Here is an 18,303-nt window from a genome sequence, read left to right on the forward strand (position 1 = left end):
GGTGGATCAGACCAGTCGAACCTGTGTGCCAACTTTTACCAGCGGATACAGCTCTTCGACATGCTGGTTGTACAGGCCAATGCAACCTGACGAGCTCTGACGACCGATCTTGCGCGTGTCGTGCGTGCCATGGACAAGATAGGCAGGCCAACCCAGATACATGGCGCGGGTTCCCAGTGGGTTGCCGGGATCGCCACCTTCCATCCGAAGTGGCAGCGAAGGGTCACGTTCGCGCATTGATGCCGTAGGTGTCCAGCTTGGGAATTCGGTTTTACGCACAACTTTCGTGTACCCGCGTTTGGTAAGCTCTTCGCTCATGGGCACGGAACTTGGGTACAGTTTGTAGGTGCCGTCAGGCCCCCAGTAATGGACGGCGCGGCTGGTGATGTCGGCCAACAGGCATCCAACGCCCAATTCATCGAAATGGTCCTGCCAACTCTGCTGCGAGAAGGACGATATATTGCGTCGGACCGGCAATTGCGTACTGATCGCGTCTTCCGTTTCAGGGAAAGCATCCGTGCTTTGTGCCCGAACAAGGGCAGGTGTTGCCACCAAAGAGGCCACGCCCAGCAAGGCAGAGCGACGGGTTATACGAGATTGGGACAAGGTTGCCTCCGATAAGTTCACTGCTCAGTACAATGTTCACGCCAAAATATGGGTGTTGGTTGGATTTTTCCAGAGTGAACCACTTGAATTTCCTGTGACCGATTGGACGAAAGCAGGTTTTTCGGCGGAAAGATGCAAAAAGCCCGGCCGTTGAACGGGCCGGGCTTCAAGCGTCATGAAACTGTAGGATCAGTCCATTGCTTTGAAGTTAAACTCGCCACCTTCCTTGATGCCAGACGGCCAGCGTGCGGTCACGGTTTTGGTGCGGGTGTAGAACTTGAAGCTGTCCGGGCCGTGCTGGTTCAGATCGCCGAACATGGATTTCTTCCAACCGCCGAAGGTGTGATAGGCCAGCGGAACCGGGATCGGAACATTGATGCCGACCATTCCGATGTTTACACGGCTGGCAAAGTCACGTGCGGTATCACCATCGCGGGTAAAGATCGCGGTGCCGTTTCCGTACTCGTGATCCATCGCCAGTTTAAGGGCCTCTTCGTAAGAACCCGCGCGCACGGTGGACAGAACCGGGCCAAAGATTTCCTGTTTGTAGATGTCCATCTCGGGCGTCACGTTGTCGAACAGGTGCGGGCCGACAAAGAAACCGTCCTCATAGCCTTGCAGGCTGAAGTCGCGGTTGTCGACAACCAGTTTCGCACCCTGTTCGACGCCTGAATTGATCAGGCCCAGAATGCGCTGTTTCGCGGCCGCTGTTACTACAGGGCCCATGTCGACATCGTCACCAGCGGTGTAGGGGCCCACTTTTAGCTTTTCGACGCGCGGGATCAGCTTTTCGATCAGCTTGTCTGCGGTTTCTTCCCCAACGGGAACCGCGACAGAGATTGCCATGCAGCGTTCGCCGGCCGCACCGAAACCAGCGCCAACCAGCGCGTCCGCGGCCTGATCCAGATCGGCGTCGGGCATGACAATCATATGGTTCTTGGCACCGCCGAAGCACTGTGCTCGTTTCCCATTCGCGGTTGCGCGGCTGTAGATATACTGTGCGATCGGGGTTGAACCCACAAAGCTGACGCCCTGAATAATCTCGCTGTCGAGGATGGTGTCGACAGCTTCCTTGTCGCCGTTTACGACCTGGAAAACGCCTTTGGGCAGGCCGGCTTCGACGAACAGTTCAGCCAGCATCAGGGGCACGGACGGGTCGCGTTCGGACGGTTTCAGAACAACGGCGTTACCACAGGCCAGCGCAGGGCCAACATGCCAGAGCGGCATCATGGCCGGAAAGTTGAACGGCATGATCGAGCCGACAACGCCCAGAGGCTGGCGCATGGAATACATGTCAATGCCGGGGCCCGCGCTGTCGGTAAACTCACCCTTCAGCATCTGCGGCGCGCCAATGCAGTATTCGATCACTTCCAGACCACGCTGCAAATCACCCTTGGCGTCGGGGATGGTTTTGCCGTGCTCGCGACTCAGCGCTTCGGCCAGTTTGTCCATGTCGCGGTTCATCAGGCCGACCATGGCCATCATGACGCGCGCGCGCTTTTGCGGGTTGGTTGCGCCCCATGCGGGCTGGGCCGCAGCGGCGGCCTCGATCGCGGCGGTGGTTTCCGCTGCACTGGCCATCGGGCACTTGTATTGAACTTCACCCGTTGCCGGGTTGTAGACGTCGTCGAAACGACCGGACGTTCCGGCGACCATTTCGCCGTTCAGGAAATGGGTCAGGTTTTGCATCAATAGCTCCTCCGATAGATTTGCGCGCAGAATAGGCTTGCAGAAATCCCGCGAACAGAGGCAATGTCTCAAAAGAGTTTTGCAAAAATGCAAAAGGGATCAAAATGACCCCAAACTGGGATGATATGCGGATATTCTTGGCTGTCGCGCGCGAGGAAAGCCTGTCATCCGCTGGTCGTATCCTGAAGATCGACCCGGCCACCGTTGGTCGGCGCATTGCGCGCCTGGAGGCGACGCTGGATTCCACATTGTTCACCAAGTCGCAGCAAGGCTATGTTCTGACCCCGGCGGGACAGCGGCTGTTGGAACACGGGCTGCACGCAGAAGAAGCGATGCGCGCGGCGGCCGGGGCGGTAACAGGACCAACGAAAACCCTGAGCGGGCAAATCCGGATTGGCGCGCCGGACGGCAGTGCCAACTATCTGCTGCCGCAGGTGTGTGCCAAAATCAGCGACGCAAACCCTGATCTGGACATTCAGATCCTGGCGCTTCCGCGTGTGATCAACCTGTCCCGTCGCGAGGCGGATATGGCGGTTACGGTCAGTGCGCCGACCGCCGGTCAGCTGCTGGTGAAGAAAATCAGCGACTACAAGCTGCACATGGTCGCGACCGAAGAGTATCTGAAGCGACATGATCCGATCCGGAGCATAGCTGACCTGAAGGGCCACAGGTTGATCGGCTATATCCCTGATATGATCTTTGACCGGGAACTTGACTACCTGAATGACATTGGCGTTGACCGTGTCGCTCTTGCATCGAATTCGGTATCGGTTCAACTGCGGCAGGTCTGCCTGGGAACAGGGGTTTGCGTGGCGCATGATTTCACGTTGCCATTCCACCCGGGGCTTCGGAAAATCCTGACGGATCAAGTGAGTTTGACGCGCAGCTTCTATCTGGTCAGGCATCAGGGTGACCAGCGCAACGAGCGGTTGAACCGCTTTGCGGATGCCCTGACACGCGGTATTCGCGATGAAGTGCTTCGTTTGGAAGCAGGCCCCGACGCTTGACAGGTCGCGGCAATCGCGCAACGCTTTGGAATAAGTGTTATTATTCCGGAGGTATTCTTCATGCTAGTTCAGGCCATCCTGAAGTCCAAAGCGACAGATGGTGTCGTGACCGTGGCGTCAACGGCGACAGTCTCAGAGGCCTCGAAGATTCTTGCGGACAAGCGCATCGGTACGGTCGTTGTTTCCGACGATGGTGGCAATACCGCGGTCGGCATCCTGTCAGAACGTGACATCGTCCGGGAATTGGCGGCCAGCGGCAGTGGTTGTCTGAACCAACCGGTTAAGTCTTATATGACCCAGAACCTCGTCACGGCGACGCGCCAGACCACCGTGGAAGACATCATGTCCCGTATGACAGAGGGGCGATTTCGCCACATGCCGGTGGTTGAAGACGGAAAACTCGTAGGCATTGTCACTTTGGGTGATGTGGTGAAGGCTCAGCTTTCCGAACTTGCGATGGAAAAAGATGCCCTTGAAGGCATGATAATGGGGCACTGACGACAGGGGTTGCCCAAGCAATCACTTGCACCTGCAGCAAAGTTATGTTTGCTTGCGCAGAAATTTTGTTGCGCAGGAGGGCGCGATGCGGGTTGGATTGTATCCTGGAACCTTTGATCCCATCACCATGGGGCACATCGATATCATCCGTCGGGCGGCAGCTTTGGTGGACAAACTGGTTATCGGTGTGGCCATCAACCGAGACAAGGGCCCTCTGTTCTCGCTGGAAGAGCGCGTGGCCATGATCGAAGCGGAATGCGCCCGGCTGTCCGAGCAGACCGGAACCGAAATCATCGCGCACCCCTTCGAAAACCTGCTGATTGATTGTGCGCGGGATGTAGGCGCACAAATCATCGTGCGCGGCCTGCGTGCGGTTGCCGATTTCGAATACGAGTTTCAGATGGTCGGCATGAACCGGGCTCTGGACGATTCGATCGAGACCGTGTTCCTGATGGCCGAAGCGCGCCATCAGGCGATCGCGTCCAAGCTGGTGAAGGAAATCGCCCGGTTGAACGGGGACGTGTCGAAATTCGTCACGCCCCGTGTCAATGATGCGCTGAAAAAAAGGTTAGGCTAGGGCACCCATTGCGGCCGCCGTATCAAGCATCCGGTTCGAAAAGCCCCATTCATTGTCATACCACGCCAGCACACGAACCAGCGTGCCATCAGTAACCTTGGTTTCAGCCAGTGACACGGTCGAGCTGTGCGGGTCGTGATTGAAGTCGATGGAAACCAGAGGACGGCTTTCCGCGGCAAGAACGCCGGGGATTTTGGCAGCCGCATCGACGAACAGTTGGTTGACCTCTTCTTCGGTCGTGGGGCGTGAAACCTCGGCCACAAGATCGACGACCGAGACATTCGGGGTTGGAACGCGGATGGCCTGACCGGTCAGTTTTCCTTTGAGTTGCGGCAGCACCAGGCCCACGGCAGCGGCCGCACCGGTTGTCGTAGGGATCATCGACAGCGCTGCCGCTCGGGACAGGTAGGGATCTTTTCCCACTGTATCATGCACAGGCTGGCTGGCAGTATAAGCGTGAACAGTGGTCATGTTGCCGTGCTTGATACCAAGGCCGGCATCCAGAGCGGCAGCAACAGGAGACAGGCAGTTGGTGGTGCAGGATGCGTTTGAGACCACCAGATCATCGGCGGTCAGTTCGCCATCGTTGACGCCAAAGACGATGGTTTTCACACCGCCGTCACCTCGGGCCGGGGCAGAGATCAGAACTTTCCGGGATCCGTTCTTGAAGTGACGTTCCGCCGCCTCGCGCGTACGAAACACACCCGTACATTCCAGAACGACGTCAATATCCGACCAGGGCAGATCCTCGGGGTTGCGCTCGTTACTCAGCCGAATTGGACCACGACCCACGTCCAGACCTGCATCGCTGAGCGTAACCGGGTTGGGATAGCGGCCGTGAACGCTGTCAAATTCAAACAGGTGCGCGTTCATTTCGGGTTTTCCAAGATCGTTGATCGCGACGATCTCAACGTCTGTACGTCCGCTTTCCATCACCGCGCGCAGAACCCCGCGCCCGATCCGTCCAAATCCGTTGATCGCCAGTTTCAAGGTCATGGTCTGCTCCGTCCAAATGTCTCAGTAAGATGAGTTAGCGCTAACAATGACAGATCAAGCGAAATGTCAAGGAAAACCTCTGTCAGCGCCAGAAAGCGAGCCAGTCCAGAAAGTCGTAAAGCTTCTTTCCGAGGAAAAGCAGATGTTCGGTGCCGTACAGCGCTACATCCAACATGATAACGCCGAGAAGAAGAAGGCCGAGCCAGATAGCGATTTGGTTGGTCATGGCTGTCCCGAACGTAAAATGCCCGCTCAGATAACCTGAGCGGGCATCAAGGTACAAGCGAAGTCCGAAGGGTCAGTTAAGGCGGCCCATCGCAACAGCTACGTCGGCCATACGAACCGAGAAGCCCCATTCATTGTCATACCAGGCCAGAACGCGGACCATGCGGTCATCGACGACGCGGGTCTGATCCGGTGCAAAGATCGAGCTTTCCTCGGTGTGGTTGAAGTCGGTCGACACCAGCGGAGCGGGCTCATATCCCAGAACGCGCTGCATCGGGCCTTTGGCGGCCTCTTCGACGATCGCGTTGATTTCCGCCGTGCTTGTGTCGCGTGAGGCACGGAACGTCAGGTCCACCGCCGAAACATTCGGGGTTGGGACGCGAATGGCGGAACCGTCCAGGCGGCCTTTCAGGTTCGGCAGAACTTCACCCAGCGCCTTGGCGGCGCCGGTCGAGGTCGGGATCATCGACATTGCAGCAGCGCGGGCGCGGTAGAGGTCGCTGTGGCGACGGTCCAGTGTCGGCTGGTCGCCTGTGTAGGCGTGGATGGTCGTCATGATACCGTGTTCGATACCGACGCCCTCGTCCAGCACCTTGGCCAGCGGGGCGAGGCAGTTGGTCGTGCACGAACCGTTCGAAACCATGTTGTCATTGGCGGCCAGCGTGTTGTGATTGACGCCGAAAACGATGGTCTTGTCCACGTTCTTGCCCGGAGCCGACAGCAGTACCTTGCCGGCGCCACGTTCCAGATGCGTTTTGGCCTTCAGGCCATCGTTGAACTTGCCGGTGCATTCGAGGACGACGTCACAGCCTTCCCAGTCCAACTCGGTCATGTCGTAGGTCGAGAACATCTGCATCGGGCCGCGACCCAGATCCATGGTATTGCCGTCAATGGTGACGTCGCGCGGAAAACGCCCGTGAACACTGTCATATTTCAACAGATGCGCCGAGGTTTCCAACGGGCCAGTTGCGTTGACTTTGATCACTTCGATGTCGTTGCGCCCGGACGCGGCGATGTGCGACAGGGTGCAGCGGCCAATACGGCCAAAACCATTGATACCGACCTTGATGGTCATATGACGTCTCCAGATGCGCTTGCTTTGAGGGCCATATAACGGCGAAAAGGGAATCTCAAAAGGGCAAAAGCGGCATATTTTTAAGGTGTTAGCGCAAACCTGCGCCGGTTGCGCTAACGCTTGCGCTAGCCGTTGGATCAGGTAGGGTCCGGTTGGCGACAGCAGATTGAAGGGAAACGCGATGAGTGGTCTTTTGGCCCTGTTGGATGATGTGGCGGGCATTGCCAAGGTTGCGGCGGCATCAGTGGACGATGTGGTTGCGGCGGCAGGCAAAGCGGGGGCCAAAACCGCCGGTGTGATCATCGATGACGCAGCGGTGACGCCGAAATATGTGCAGGGTTTCGCCCCGGCGCGCGAGTTGCCGATCATCTGGCGCATTGCGCGCGGGTCGATCTTCAACAAGATCATACTCTTGCTGCCCGTCGCCTTGTTGCTGGCCAATTTTGCGCCGTGGCTGATCACGCCCTTGTTGATGCTTGGCGGGTCATATTTATGTTTTGAAGGGGCCGAGAAGATTTTTCATGTTCTGTTTCCTCATGGCAGCCATGTGATTGAGGACGACATGAAAAACCGCGATCCGGGCCACCTGGAGGAGCAAAAGGTCAAGGGCGCCATCAAGACTGATTTCATTCTGTCTGCCGAGATCATGACCATTGCATTGGCGGCGATCGAAGCCCCGAACCTGTGGATGCAGGCCGCGACGCTGGCTGTTGTCGGGATCGGCGTGACGGTGGCCGTCTATGGATCCGTCGCGTTGATCGTGAAAATGGATGATGTGGGGCTTTTTCTGGCGCAGAACGCGCCAACACCTATCGGTCGCGGTTTGGGCCGAGGGTTGGTCAAGGCAATGCCCGGGGTGATGAAAACACTGTCCATTGTCGGAACTGCCGCGATGCTGTGGGTGGGGGGCTCGATCGTCATCCACGGGATGGAGGTTCTGGGTTTTGGCTGGCTGGGCCATCATATCCATGATTGGGCCTATGCCATTGGACATTCCGTGTCTGATCAATGGGTTGGCGCGGTTGAGTGGGTATCCAAGGCCACGATGGATGGCGTATTTGGTTTGGCTTGGGGATTGGTTTTGATCCCGGTGGCAACCAAGATAATCATGCCCCTGTTCAGCAAATCCGAAACGCATTGAAACCAAAATGAAAAGAGCGGCCAAAGCCGCCCTTTGCTCGATCAGAAGGGACTGTCTTACAGTCCCAACAATTCCTTGACCTTGGCCACAGTTGCTTCGGCCGTAATGCCGAAATGCTTGTACAGCTCACCGGCAGGGGCCGAGGCACCAAAGCTGGACATGCCGATGAAGCCTGCCTTGGCTTCGCGGCCACGCTCGCCCAGCAGCCAGCGATCCCAGCCACCGGCGCGCACGGCGGCCTCGATGCCGACGCGGACCGGACCGGCAGGCAGTACCCGCTTGCGATAGGCTTCGTCCTGCTCGGCGAACAGCTCCATGCAGGGCATCGAGACGACGCGGGTGCCGATGCCTTCGGCTTCGAGCATCGCTTTGGCTTCCATGGCCAGCGAAACTTCGGAACCTGTTGCAATCAGGATCGCCTGACGCTTGCCCTCGGCCTCGGCCAGAACATAGGCGCCTTGTGCGGTCAGGTTCTTGGTCTTGTGATCCTTGCGCACGGTCGGCACGCCCTGGCGGGTCAGCGACAGGACCGAGGGGCTGTCCTTGAAGGTCAGCGCCAGTTCCCAGGCTTCGGCGGTTTCGATCGTATCGGCGGGACGGAACACATAAGTGTTCGGCGTTGCGCGCGAGATGGCCAGATGTTCCACCGGCTGGTGGGTCGGGCCATCCTCGCCCAGACCGATCGAGTCATGGGTCATTACGAAAACCGACGGGATCTTCATCAGTGCCGCCAGCCGCATGGACGGGCGGGCATAATCGGTGAAGGCCATGAAGGTACCGCCATAGGGGCGGATACCGCCGTGCAGCGCCATGCCGTTCATCGCAGCGGCCATGCCGTGCTCGCGAATGCCGTAATGGATATAGCGGCCCTTGCGGTTTTCCGGCAGGAACACGCCCATATCAGCCGATTTTGTGTTGTTCGATCCGGTCAGGTCAGCCGAGCCGCCAACAGTCTCGGTCATGATCGGGTTCACGACGTTCAGAACTTTTTCGGACGAGGCGCGGGTGGCCAGTTTCGGCTGCTCTTCAGACATCTGCTTTTTGAACGCACGAATGGCGCCAGCCAGCCGCTTGGGGGCCTCAAATGCATAGGCGCGTTTGAATTCGGCCTGTTTCCTCTCGGAAAGCTGGGCAAAACGTTCTTCCCAAGCCCCACGTTCGTCTGCGCCGCGTGCACCAATGGCTTCCCAAGCGGATTTGACGTTGGCTGGAACTTCGAATGTGTCGTGCGGCCAACCATAGGCCTCTTTCGCGGCTTTCAGCTGATCCTGATCCGTCAGTGCCCCATGACCTTTCGAGGTGTCCTGCGCAGCATGACCCAGAGCGATATGGGTTTCACAGGCGATCATGGTTGGTTTTTTGGACTTTTTCGCCTGAACAATGGCCGCATCGATGGCCTTGGGGTCATGGCCGTCGATTTCAATCACGTGCCAGCCAGAGGCCGCAAACCGGCGGACCTGATCGGTGCGATCAGCGATATCGACAGTGCCGTCGATGGTGATGTTGTTGTTGTCCCAGAAGACGATCAGTTTGCTCAGCTCATGGCGGCCGGCCAAAGTGATCGCTTCCTGACTGACGCCTTCCATCAGACAGCCGTCGCCCGCGATCACGTAAGTATAGTGATCCACGACCTTCTTGCCGTAATGCGCGCGCTGGATTTCCTCGGCCATGGCGAAACCCACGGCATTCGAGATACCCTGACCAAGCGGGCCGGTCGTGGTTTCAACACCATCGATCAGAAAGTTTTCAGGGTGGCCCGCGGTCTTGGCGCCCAACTGGCGGAAATTCTTGATCTCTTCCAGCGTCACGTCGGCATGACCGGTGAGATAGAGAAGTGAATAGACCAGCATCGAACCGTGACCAGCCGACAGGATGAACCGATCGCGGTCCGGCCAGTTCGGGGCCGAGGCGTCGAATTTCAGGTGCTTTTCGAACAGAACGGTCGCAACATCGGCCATGCCCATCGGCATGCCGGAATGGCCGGAATTTGCGGCGGCGACGGCGTCAAGGGTCAGGGTGCGGATGGCCGCAGCTTTGTCCCAGTGTTCGGGGTTGGCTTTGCGCAGCGCAGTCAGGTCCACGGGCGTTGTTCCTTTGGATAAAAAGCAGATTGCGCGCTCAATACCATTCAGCACCCAAAGTGCAAGCGGAACCGGGCTTTGGCAACGCCCGATAGGTGAAGAGCGAGGCCCAAGTGATTGAAACCAAACAGTGGGTATTTTCTGTCGCATTCCGTTAGACTGTCGGCAAGCGGGATTCGGTTTTGATTCGGATCACTTCGCGACAGAATGAACCTTGATAAAGAGGTGACAGGGGCATGAGCCAGTTAGAGGAACTACAGCACCGCATTATTGCTGCGATGGATCGTATCAGTGCGGGCGTCGAAGGGTTGGGCGGTGCGTCCCGGAATGCTGAAGTAAGTGAGAGGCTTCAGGCCGAACTTGAAGACGAAAGAGTTGTCAATGCGCAGCTTCAGGAACGACTGAAGACCCTGAAAGAGCAGCACGAAAAACAAGTGGACGCGCTGCGTGCCGATCTGGAGGAGCTGCGCACGGAACCAGCGGGTGCCGCCGACGCGGATGCGCTGCGCGCAGAGCTGGAAGAAGCCCGGGCGAAAATCGCGTCTGTCGAAGCGGCCCGCGCCGAGCTGGCCGAGGCCAAGGCGGCCTTGGACAACAATGCCGAACTGGACGCGTTGAAGGCCGAGAACGAAAGACTGCGCGCCGAACTTGACGGCATCGAAGATCCTTCGGCGGTGAAAGCCGAGCTTGAGCAATTGCGTGAATTGCTTGCTCAGGCAAAAGAAGTCGAGGCGGAAAACAGCCGCCTCAAGGCACAACTTGAAGATACGGTACGGGTCGATGATCTGAGCGCCGAGCTTGAGATGCTGCGGGCCGAACGGGCCAGCCATGGCGCTGCGATGTCCCGGCTGGATGACGATCTGCAACGTATGCGCAAGGCGAACGAGCAGTTGCGGAATTCCGTAGAAGAGTTGCGTTCCGCGGCCGCAGAAGGGCTGACGGATGCTGAATTGCTGAACCGCGCCACCGTTGCCGAGCTTGAGGCGACGCGTGCGGCGCAGGCTTCGGACGCCGCCGAAGCGCAGGCCGTGTTGGCACGGTTGGAACCTCTGCTGTCGCAGGCAAAACTTGTAGAAGGTGAGGTAGAGTAATGCCCGAGGTAACCATTCATATTGGCGGGCGGGGTTTTGACGTGTCCTGCCGGGACGGGGAAGAACCCTTTCTGCAGGCGGCCGCCAAAATGCTGGATGACGAAGCGCAGGTTCTGTCCGATCAGATTGGGCGGATGCCCGAAGCGCGCATGTTGCTGATGGCCGGTCTGCTGCTGGCTGACAAGACGGCGGCGACGGAAGACAAGGTCAAGTCGCTGGAGGCCAGGCTGGCCGAGGCCGAGGCCGAGCTTCAATCGCTGCGAAATGCGCCCGCGCCGGAACCCGAACGTGTTGAAGTCGCGGTGGTGCCGCCATCCGTCACGGATACGCTGGCCGAGCTGGCAGCACGTGCGGAAGCGCTGGCTTCCGTCGTCGAGGAGAAGAAGGCACAATGACCTATCTGCGCAATTTCTTCTGCGGTGCTTTGCTTGTTTTCCCGGCAACATCTGCACTCGCCGAAATCGACATTCTGTCTGTCACCTTTACCTGCGAGAACGGCGTGCCCTTGCCGGTGACCTATTTCAACGCACCCGACGGTTCAGGCGCGGCGGCGACGATGGTGGACAACACTCTGGTCGCGATGCGCCAGGTCGAAAGCGGATCGGGCATCCGCTATGAATCTCTCGGAGCCGAAGGAACCTATATCCTGCGCTCAAAAGGTTGGAACGCGTCAATCAGCTATTTGGCGGCAGGCGCCGCCAATGAGCAGGCTATTTATCAGAATTGTTCCAGCCGGTAAGCAGGATTACGCGTTTGCTTCGCGGATTTTGTCGGCTGCTTCCTTGTTGTAGCCGACACCGTTTTCATCAAAAAGCGTGTCCAGCTCACCCGAAAGGGTCATCTCGGTGATGATGTCGCAACCGCCTACGAATTCGCCTTTGACATACAGCTGCGGCACGGTCGGCCAGTCGGAATAATCCTTGATGCCCTGACGCACATCTTCGTCGGCCAGTACGTTCACGTCGGTGTATTCAACACCCATGTAGTTTAGAACGCCGGCAACACGGGACGAGAAGCCACATTGAGGCATTTCCTTGGTGCCTTTCATGTACAGCACCACGTCATTGGCTTTGACGGTTTCGTCGATCTGGGTTTTTACGTCGGTCATTTTGCGTTTCCTGTTCGTTTCTCCAACGGGAGAGTCATATGTTCGCCTCGAAAGAAGCCGAGAAGCTTATTCCGGCACTTTGGTGGTGAGCGCCAGCGCGTGCAATTCTCCGTCCGGGCCGTCCATCTTGCCCTTCAGAGCTGCGTAAACAGCGCGCTGTTGCTGAACCCGGTTTTTGCCGCGAAAGCTTTCATCCACCACCATGGCAGACATATGAACACCGTCATTTCCGCCGACCTGAATCTCGGCGTCGGGAAAGGCTTCGCGCAGCAGGTGTTCGATTTCGTGGGCGCTCATCGGCATGTAGATAACTCCAGAAGGTCTTTCCCAAGATGTAGAGCGCATGAACCGGGCGTGCAAGAGCACTGGCACATGCAAAAACAACCAAACCCGCACCGGATCACAGCGCGGGTTTCGATTGGCATTCGCGTTGCGTTGTTAGGCGACAGCCTCGGCAAAGCTGTTGCGGTAAATCGCGGCAAGTTCATCAAGCGAGGCTTCCGAGCTGCCGATCTTCACCGTATCGCCGGTGAAACGACCAACCGCATTCAGTGGAACGCCGGCCTGACCGGCCGCAATCATCAATGCCTCGGCCTGATCGAAATTGCACGCAACAAGATAGCGGGCCTGATCTTCACCGAACAGGAATTCAGTCGGGGCGTCGTCAAGACATACGCCAACGCCTGCGGCTTCTGCCAGTTCGAAGGCAGCCAGAGCGATGCCGCCATCGCTGACGTCGGTGCAGGCCTTGATCATCTCGCGGTTGGCGCGGATGAAATCACCGTTGCGCTTTTCGGCATCCAGATCGACATGCGGGGCGTCGCCGTCTTCGCGGTTGAACACCTCGGCCAGAAGGGCGGATTGACCCAGATGCCCCTTGGTTTCACCGATCACAAGCGCAACGTGGCCTTCGCGTACCTCGTTGCCGATGACCTCGTCCGAGTTCTGCAACAGGCCGACTGCGCCAATGGTGGGGGTCGGCAGAATGGCCTGTCCGTCGGTCTCATTGTACAGAGAGACGTTGCCCGACACGATCGGCATATCCAACGCGCCGACCGCGGCGCCAATGCCCTGTATGGCACCGACAAACTGGCCCATGATCTCGGGCTTTTCGGGGTTGCCGAAGTTCAGGTTGTCCGTCGTGGCAAGCGGTTTGGCTCCGACGGCGGTCAGGTTGCGATAAGCTTCGGCCACCGCTTGTTTGCCGCCCTCAAAAGGGTTTGCGCGCACATAGCGCGGGGTCACGTCGGATGTGAAGGCAAGCACCTTGTCGGTTCCGTGGACGCGGACCATGCCCGCACCCAGACCCGGCGTGCGGACGGAATCCGCCATCACCATGGTGTCGTACTGTTCATAGACCCACTGTTTGCCTGCGTAGTTGGGCGAAGCGAGCAGGGCGCGCAGCCCGTCAATCGGGTCGATCTGGGGCACTTCGGCCAGTTCCTCTGCCTGTGGCGTAGGCTCCCATGGGCGGTCGTATTCCGGCGCGGTAGAAGACAGTTTGGACAGAACCAGATCGGCTTTGACTTCACCGTTATGCATGATCAGAAAGCGGTCTTCGGCAATGGTTTCGCCAACGATCGCGAAATCAAGATCCCATTTTTCGAACACGGCGCGGGCCTCGGCCTCAAGCTCGGGCTTGAGGACCATCAGCATACGCTCCTGAGATTCGGACAGCATCATTTCATAGGCTGTCATGTTCTCTTCGCGCTGAGGAACGTTTTCCAGATCAAGGCGCACGCCAAGGCCACCCTTGTCACCCATTTCAACGGCCGAGCAGGTCAGGCCCGCCGCGCCCATGTCCTGGATCGAGATCACGGCACCGGTCTGCATCAGTTCCAGCGTCGCCTCCATCAGGCGTTTTTCGGTGAAGGGGTCGCCGACCTGAACGGTGGGGCGTTTTTCTTCGATCGTGTCGTCGAATTCGGCGGATGCCATGGTCGCGCCCCCCACACCATCACGACCGGTCTTTGCGCCCAGATAGACGACGGGCATACCCACGCCCGACGCGGCCGAATAGAAAATCTTGTTGCTGTCGGCCAGACCGGCCGCAAAGGCGTTCACAAGGCAGTTGCCATTGTATGCGGGGTGAAAGCGCACTTCGCCACCGACGCAAGGCACGCCGAAGCAGTTGCCATAGCCACCGATGCCCTCGACCACGCCGTTGACCAGTTGACGGGTCTTGTGATGGCCGGGTTCGCCAAAGGACAATGCGTTCATTGACGCAATGGGACGCGCGCCCATGGTAAAGACGTCGCGCAGGATGCCCCCCACGCCGGTCGCCGCACCCTGATAGGGTTCGATGTAAGACGGGTGGTTGTGGCTTTCCATCTTGAAGACCACGGCCTGACCGTCGCCAATGTCTACCACGCCTGCGTTTTCACCGGGTCCGCAGATCACCTGGGGCCCAGAGGTGGGCAGGGTGCGCAGCCATTTCTTCGAAGATTTGTAGGAACAGTGCTCGTTCCACATGGCCGAGAAAATGCCGAGCTCGGTGAAAGTAGGTTCACGCCCGATGATCTCGAGGATCATGTCATATTCCTCGGGCTTGAGCCCGTGTGCGGCAATCAGATCGGGTGTGATGGCGGGCTCTTGCATCTTCTGTCCTGTGTCCAAGTGGGCCGAGATTGCGCGCCTTTTAGGGCAAGCGCGCGCGTGTGGAAAGGGTCAAGACGGCGCAGGTTGCGTCTTTCAAAGAAAAACGGAACCGGCATCACTGCCGGTTCCGGATGAATGCGTCCCAAAATGGGTGCATGCAGCTGGCGTGGACCGCGAAGCTTACGCCGATCCCTGATCCTTGTTGAGCTGCGCTGCGGCTGCGGCACCAACAGCCGTCTTTTGTTCCGGGGTTAGGTTTTCATTGTCGTCCAGCCCCGGAATCGCAACGCGCACTTCGCGACGGGCAAAGTCGATGCCGTTTTCCTTGAAGGCCGCCTTGACCCGGTTGAAGATCTCCTTGCGCAGTGTGAACTGCTTGCCGGGCTTGGCCATGAACTTGCCGCGGATGATCATGCCGACATCGTCAAAATCGAACACACCTTGCGATTTGAACGGTTGCAGGAAGCCATCCTTGTGGGTCTCGTCCTCCATCATCTCAGCACCGATCTTCTTGAAGATCTTCTTGACCTTGTTGGGATCCGTGTCGAACGGCACGGTGAATTTCAGCTTCATGATCACCCAGTCGCGGCTGAAATTTGTCAGCTTCTGAATCTCACCGTAGGGTATCGTGTGTACAGGGCCGCGATGGTGACGCAACTGCATCGAGCGAACCGAGATTTTCTCGACAGTGCCCATCGTGCCGCCGACATCGACATATTCTCCGACGCGGAAGGCATCGTCGATCAGGAAGAAAACCCCGCCCACGATATCAGCAACCAGCTTCTGCGCACCAAAACCGATCGCCAGTCCCAGAACACCGGCACCGGCCAAAAGCGGTGTTATATTGATGCCCAATGCGCCCAGCGCCAGCAGGCCAAAAATCACGGCAATCGTAATCTGGGCCGTGATCCGCATCAGGGGCAGAACCGTCGCCAGACGAGAGCCGCCGACACCGCCGCCTTCACCGCCTGCTTCTTCGTCCAGCGCCTCGGCCGCAGTCTGTTCCTTGGCCAATCGGCGGTTGATCCAGAGCGAGACGACCTCGTTTAGGATATAGCCAACGGCGATGATCAGCAGGAATTCGATCACGGCACCGCCGACTTCGGCACCGACACCGGCCGAAGCGACATTGCGCAGGTCAAGATGCCATACGCGTGCAATCATGAAAACTACGACCAATCCGGCGATAACGCGACCAATCCGGATGTAGCTGCGTTTCGCGGAACGGTAGGCGCGTTCAGCAAGAGGGCCTTCGCCCGACATTGGCGGTTGCAAATGCCGCACAAGACCGCGGATCAGCGTATCCAGCGCAGGTGCAATCAACAACCAGAACATCGTCGTGAAATGCGCGCCGCTGGTCAGCAATCTCAATGTTGCCGGATCACGCTGCGCGACCAGGAACTCGACCAGCAGCCAGATTGCCACCGAAACGCCGATGGCAAAATAGGGGTAATAATGTGCAACTTCTTCATCGAATTTCGTGTGATCCGGGTCTGTCCCCAGCATCATCTGCGACAGACCTTCACGCGCGGTCCAGGCGATTGCGGCGATATAGACGTGAATTGCCGCGTTCAGCCAGAAGCCAATGCGGGTATCGTCACCCGTGACGCCATTGAGTGCGTTGAACCGAACGACGAACAGCGTGAACCCGATCAGGATCAACAGACCGATCAGGTTACGGTGCAGGTACTTTGCCCAGTGGTCGTCGATATTGACCAACCGAAATTGCGGCTTCTCCGGCGCCAGAACAAACCGGGACGCTGCTGCACCCAATCGCGGCACCCAGATGAGATAGAATACAAACGGTGCAGCATAGGTGATCTGTTCCGTCGTCAGAAGACCGCGGCCAACCGCGCGGATCACGACATAGAAAATGATCAGCCCGGCGATTTCGCGGCAGAACCGGCGAAACAGGTATCTGACGGCGCCCCAAAGGTCGGCCTCGTCCGCGGCTTCGGTTGCTTCATGCCAGCGTCGGGTCAGGAAAATGAACAGCTTTTCCGCAATGAACCCGACAACAAGCACAGAGAGGACAAGCCCTATAAGTGTAAAGACACCGGTCGATCCGAACGTATCGCTAAAATTGCTGAACGCGGTAATCTGCGCCGTCACTATGTTGGGAAGCGTGGTCAGGACATGTGTCCAGGACGCGACCATTTCAGCCCAGATCTCGCTTATCTCGGTCAACGGGTCTTCTACGTTTGCTTTTTCGGCGGCTTGTTTTTCCGCCACGGCATCAAGGCGTTCCAACAGAATTGCGCGAACCTGATCATCGGACATGCGAGCAACAAGATCGTCGACCTGCTCGGGTGTCAGGTCTTCCGGGATGGTCACTGTAGAAGTTGAACCGGAGTCCTGTGCATATAGTGGCACTGCCATGAATAACGCGGAGACGAGCGCCAAAACCAGACGGAGTGGGTGGAACATGTATTTTCCCTCAAACACGAAATTGTATCGTTTTTTGAGGATCATATGCCTATGCGTGTATTTTTCCCAGAGCTTTCGCTGACTTAATGCAGGGTCCAGCCAAAAAAAAGGCCGAGCTATAAGCTCGGCCGTAGTCCAACAGGGAGGTATGAAGATGATGAGCGTTTCAGCATCACCGCCTTCGAGTGCTCATTTAGGGGTCAGTTAGTGAACGTTCAAGACAATTAACCCTGTGAACACTTCATGTCCGTTATGCTATTTGCGCATAGCTACAGTTTTCCCATCTGTTTCAGTTGTTTACGCTGTGCGATGATTTCGTCCTGCACGAAATCGCGAAACGCTCCAACGCGTTTTGAATGCCGTAATTCTTCCGGGTAAGCCAGATAAACCGGAACATCTGCGGTTTCTATGTCTGACAGGATGGGCACGAGGTGCGGAAAATCCTGTGTGACGTAATCGGGCAGAACACCGATGCCCAGATTGTGCAAAACGCCCTGAAGCACGCCAAAATAGTTGTTCACAGTCAGCAAAGAGCCGGGATTATAGGTCATCAGGTGGCGCACCATGGCGGCACTGGCGCCAACCTGCGGCGCCGCAGGGGTCTGACAAATCAGACGGTGGTCCTTGATCTCTTCCAGGGACTGCAACATGCCGCCGTGGTTTTCGATATAATCCTGGGTTGCATACAACATCATCTGAACGGTCATAAGGCGCTTGCGCACCAGGTCGGCCTGGCTTGGCTCTTTCATGCGGATGGCGACGTCCGCTTCGCGCATCGGAAGATCCAGAACGCGTTCTTCAAGCATCAGGTCGATGTTCAGGTCAGGGTATTGCTCATACAGTTTCGGCAAGCGCGGTGCCAGCCAGAGTGTACCAAAGCCGAAGGTCGTCGTGACCCGCAAAACACCGAAGACTTCTTCCTCGCTGTCCCGAATACGCGCGGCTGCGGCATCCAGCCGTTTCGACATGGCAGATGTGGCGTCAAACAACAACTCGCCCTGTTCGGTGAGAATCAGCCCCCGCGCGTGACGGTGGAACAGAGTGGCATCCAGAGACTCTTCCAATGCGCGGATCTGTCGGCTTACGGCGGATTGAGACAGGTTCAGCTTGTCTCCGGCGTGCGTAAGGCTGCCCGCATCGGCCACCGCATGAAATATTCTAAGCTTGTCCCAATCCATTACCGC

General features: G+C 57.8%; 19 protein-coding genes. 7 read left to right on the forward strand and 12 right to left on the reverse strand.

Annotated elements, in window-relative coordinates; genetic code table 11:
- Positions 1 to 6 precede the first annotated feature (6 nt).
- Genes ACR3E6_RS12850 through ACR3E6_RS12860 form a run of 3 tightly spaced genes read right to left on the reverse strand, consistent with a single transcriptional unit; the run spans position 7 to position 2,295 of the window.
- Positions 7 to 606 (reverse strand): L,D-transpeptidase, encoded by a 600-nt coding sequence (locus ACR3E6_RS12850; RefSeq protein WP_171632735.1) that lies wholly within the window; start codon positions 604 to 606, stop codon positions 7 to 9.
- Positions 607 to 642: 36 nt separating this feature from the next.
- Positions 643 to 783, reverse strand: coding sequence for a hypothetical protein (locus ACR3E6_RS12855; protein WP_480487452.1), 141 nt, complete (start codon positions 781 to 783; stop codon positions 643 to 645).
- Positions 784 to 795: 12 nt separating this feature from the next.
- A complete protein-coding gene (locus ACR3E6_RS12860) occupies positions 796 to 2,295 on the reverse strand; it encodes a CoA-acylating methylmalonate-semialdehyde dehydrogenase (RefSeq protein ID WP_171632733.1) in 1,500 nt (499 codons plus the stop codon).
- A gap of 104 nt (positions 2,296 to 2,399) precedes the next feature.
- Between ACR3E6_RS12860 and ACR3E6_RS12865 the strand changes: the two genes are divergently transcribed.
- From ACR3E6_RS12865 to coaD, 3 genes are all read left to right on the forward strand, one after another.
- Entirely contained in the window at positions 2,400 to 3,302 is a 903-nt protein-coding gene (locus tag ACR3E6_RS12865) for a LysR family transcriptional regulator (RefSeq protein WP_152457867.1), read from the forward strand.
- Positions 3,303 to 3,362: 60 nt separating this feature from the next.
- Complete coding sequence (locus ACR3E6_RS12870; RefSeq protein WP_171632726.1) at positions 3,363 to 3,800, forward strand: CBS domain-containing protein; 438 nt, start codon at positions 3,363 to 3,365, stop codon at positions 3,798 to 3,800.
- 85 nt (positions 3,801 to 3,885) lie between these two features.
- Positions 3,886 to 4,377, forward strand: coding sequence for a pantetheine-phosphate adenylyltransferase (gene coaD, locus ACR3E6_RS12875; RefSeq protein WP_152457869.1), 492 nt, complete (start codon positions 3,886 to 3,888; stop codon positions 4,375 to 4,377).
- Here coaD and gap (ACR3E6_RS12880) read toward each other — a convergent pair.
- From gap (ACR3E6_RS12880) to gap (ACR3E6_RS12890), 3 genes are all read right to left on the reverse strand, one after another.
- Complete coding sequence (gene gap / locus ACR3E6_RS12880) at positions 4,369 to 5,373, reverse strand: type I glyceraldehyde-3-phosphate dehydrogenase (protein WP_171632724.1); 1,005 nt, start codon at positions 5,371 to 5,373, stop codon at positions 4,369 to 4,371. The two genes, coaD and gap (ACR3E6_RS12880), sit on opposite strands and share 9 nt — an antisense overlap.
- Before the next feature lie 82 nt (positions 5,374 to 5,455).
- Positions 5,456 to 5,599, reverse strand: a complete 144-nt coding sequence (locus ACR3E6_RS12885) for a hypothetical protein (protein WP_171632722.1) — start codon at positions 5,597 to 5,599, stop codon at positions 5,456 to 5,458.
- Positions 5,600 to 5,671: 72 nt separating this feature from the next.
- Positions 5,672 to 6,673: a type I glyceraldehyde-3-phosphate dehydrogenase gene (gap, locus tag ACR3E6_RS12890; RefSeq protein WP_152457871.1), complete on the reverse strand. Its 1,002-nt coding sequence runs from the start codon at positions 6,671 to 6,673 to the stop codon at positions 5,672 to 5,674.
- Between the two features lie 181 nt (positions 6,674 to 6,854).
- Between gap (ACR3E6_RS12890) and ACR3E6_RS12895 the strand changes: the two genes are divergently transcribed.
- Positions 6,855 to 7,814, forward strand: a complete 960-nt coding sequence (locus tag ACR3E6_RS12895) for a DUF808 domain-containing protein (RefSeq protein ID WP_209833237.1) — start codon at positions 6,855 to 6,857, stop codon at positions 7,812 to 7,814.
- A 56-nt stretch (positions 7,815 to 7,870) separates the two neighbouring features.
- Here the strand turns inward: ACR3E6_RS12895 and tkt are convergent, their stop codons facing one another.
- Entirely contained in the window at positions 7,871 to 9,895 is a 2,025-nt protein-coding gene (gene tkt / locus ACR3E6_RS12900; protein WP_171723343.1) for a transketolase, read from the reverse strand.
- Positions 9,896 to 10,131: 236 nt separating this feature from the next.
- Between tkt and ACR3E6_RS12905 the strand changes: the two genes are divergently transcribed.
- Genes ACR3E6_RS12905 through ACR3E6_RS12915 form a run of 3 tightly spaced genes read left to right on the forward strand, consistent with a single transcriptional unit; the run spans position 10,132 to position 11,725 of the window.
- On the forward strand, positions 10,132 to 10,986 hold the full coding sequence (locus ACR3E6_RS12905) for a hypothetical protein (RefSeq protein WP_480487456.1): 855 nt from the start codon (positions 10,132 to 10,134) through the stop codon (positions 10,984 to 10,986).
- Positions 10,986 to 11,381 (forward strand): cell division protein ZapA, encoded by a 396-nt coding sequence (locus ACR3E6_RS12910; protein WP_480487458.1) that lies wholly within the window; start codon positions 10,986 to 10,988, stop codon positions 11,379 to 11,381. The genes ACR3E6_RS12905 and ACR3E6_RS12910 overlap by 1 nt, the downstream gene beginning before the upstream one ends.
- Positions 11,378 to 11,725 carry an MliC family protein gene (locus tag ACR3E6_RS12915; RefSeq protein ID WP_171723341.1) on the forward strand — a complete coding sequence of 116 codons (348 nt, stop codon included), beginning with the start codon at positions 11,378 to 11,380 and terminating at the stop codon, positions 11,723 to 11,725. Before ACR3E6_RS12910 ends, ACR3E6_RS12915 begins: the two co-directional genes overlap by 4 nt.
- A 6-nt stretch (positions 11,726 to 11,731) precedes the next feature.
- Here ACR3E6_RS12915 and grxD read toward each other — a convergent pair whose 3' ends face one another.
- The 5 genes from grxD to ACR3E6_RS12940 all read right to left on the reverse strand — a co-directional run bounded on the left by grxD (position 11,732) and on the right by ACR3E6_RS12940 (position 18,297).
- A complete protein-coding gene (gene grxD, locus ACR3E6_RS12920) occupies positions 11,732 to 12,094 on the reverse strand; it encodes a Grx4 family monothiol glutaredoxin (protein WP_171116094.1) in 363 nt (120 codons plus the stop codon).
- 66 nt (positions 12,095 to 12,160) lie between these two features.
- Entirely contained in the window at positions 12,161 to 12,397 is a 237-nt protein-coding gene (locus ACR3E6_RS12925) for a BolA/IbaG family iron-sulfur metabolism protein (RefSeq protein ID WP_152457878.1), read from the reverse strand.
- Between the two features lie 135 nt (positions 12,398 to 12,532).
- Complete coding sequence (gene purL, locus ACR3E6_RS12930) at positions 12,533 to 14,692, reverse strand: phosphoribosylformylglycinamidine synthase subunit PurL (protein WP_480487461.1); 2,160 nt, start codon at positions 14,690 to 14,692, stop codon at positions 12,533 to 12,535.
- Between the two features lie 180 nt (positions 14,693 to 14,872).
- Positions 14,873 to 17,119: a mechanosensitive ion channel domain-containing protein gene (locus tag ACR3E6_RS12935; RefSeq protein WP_209833232.1), complete on the reverse strand. Its 2,247-nt coding sequence runs from the start codon at positions 17,117 to 17,119 to the stop codon at positions 14,873 to 14,875.
- A gap of 269 nt (positions 17,120 to 17,388) precedes the next feature.
- Entirely contained in the window at positions 17,389 to 18,297 is a 909-nt protein-coding gene (locus ACR3E6_RS12940; protein WP_171116088.1) for a LysR family transcriptional regulator, read from the reverse strand.
- Positions 18,298 to 18,303 lie beyond the last annotated feature (6 nt).

The sequence above is a fragment of the Ruegeria sp. AL3 genome (assembly GCF_056536065.1).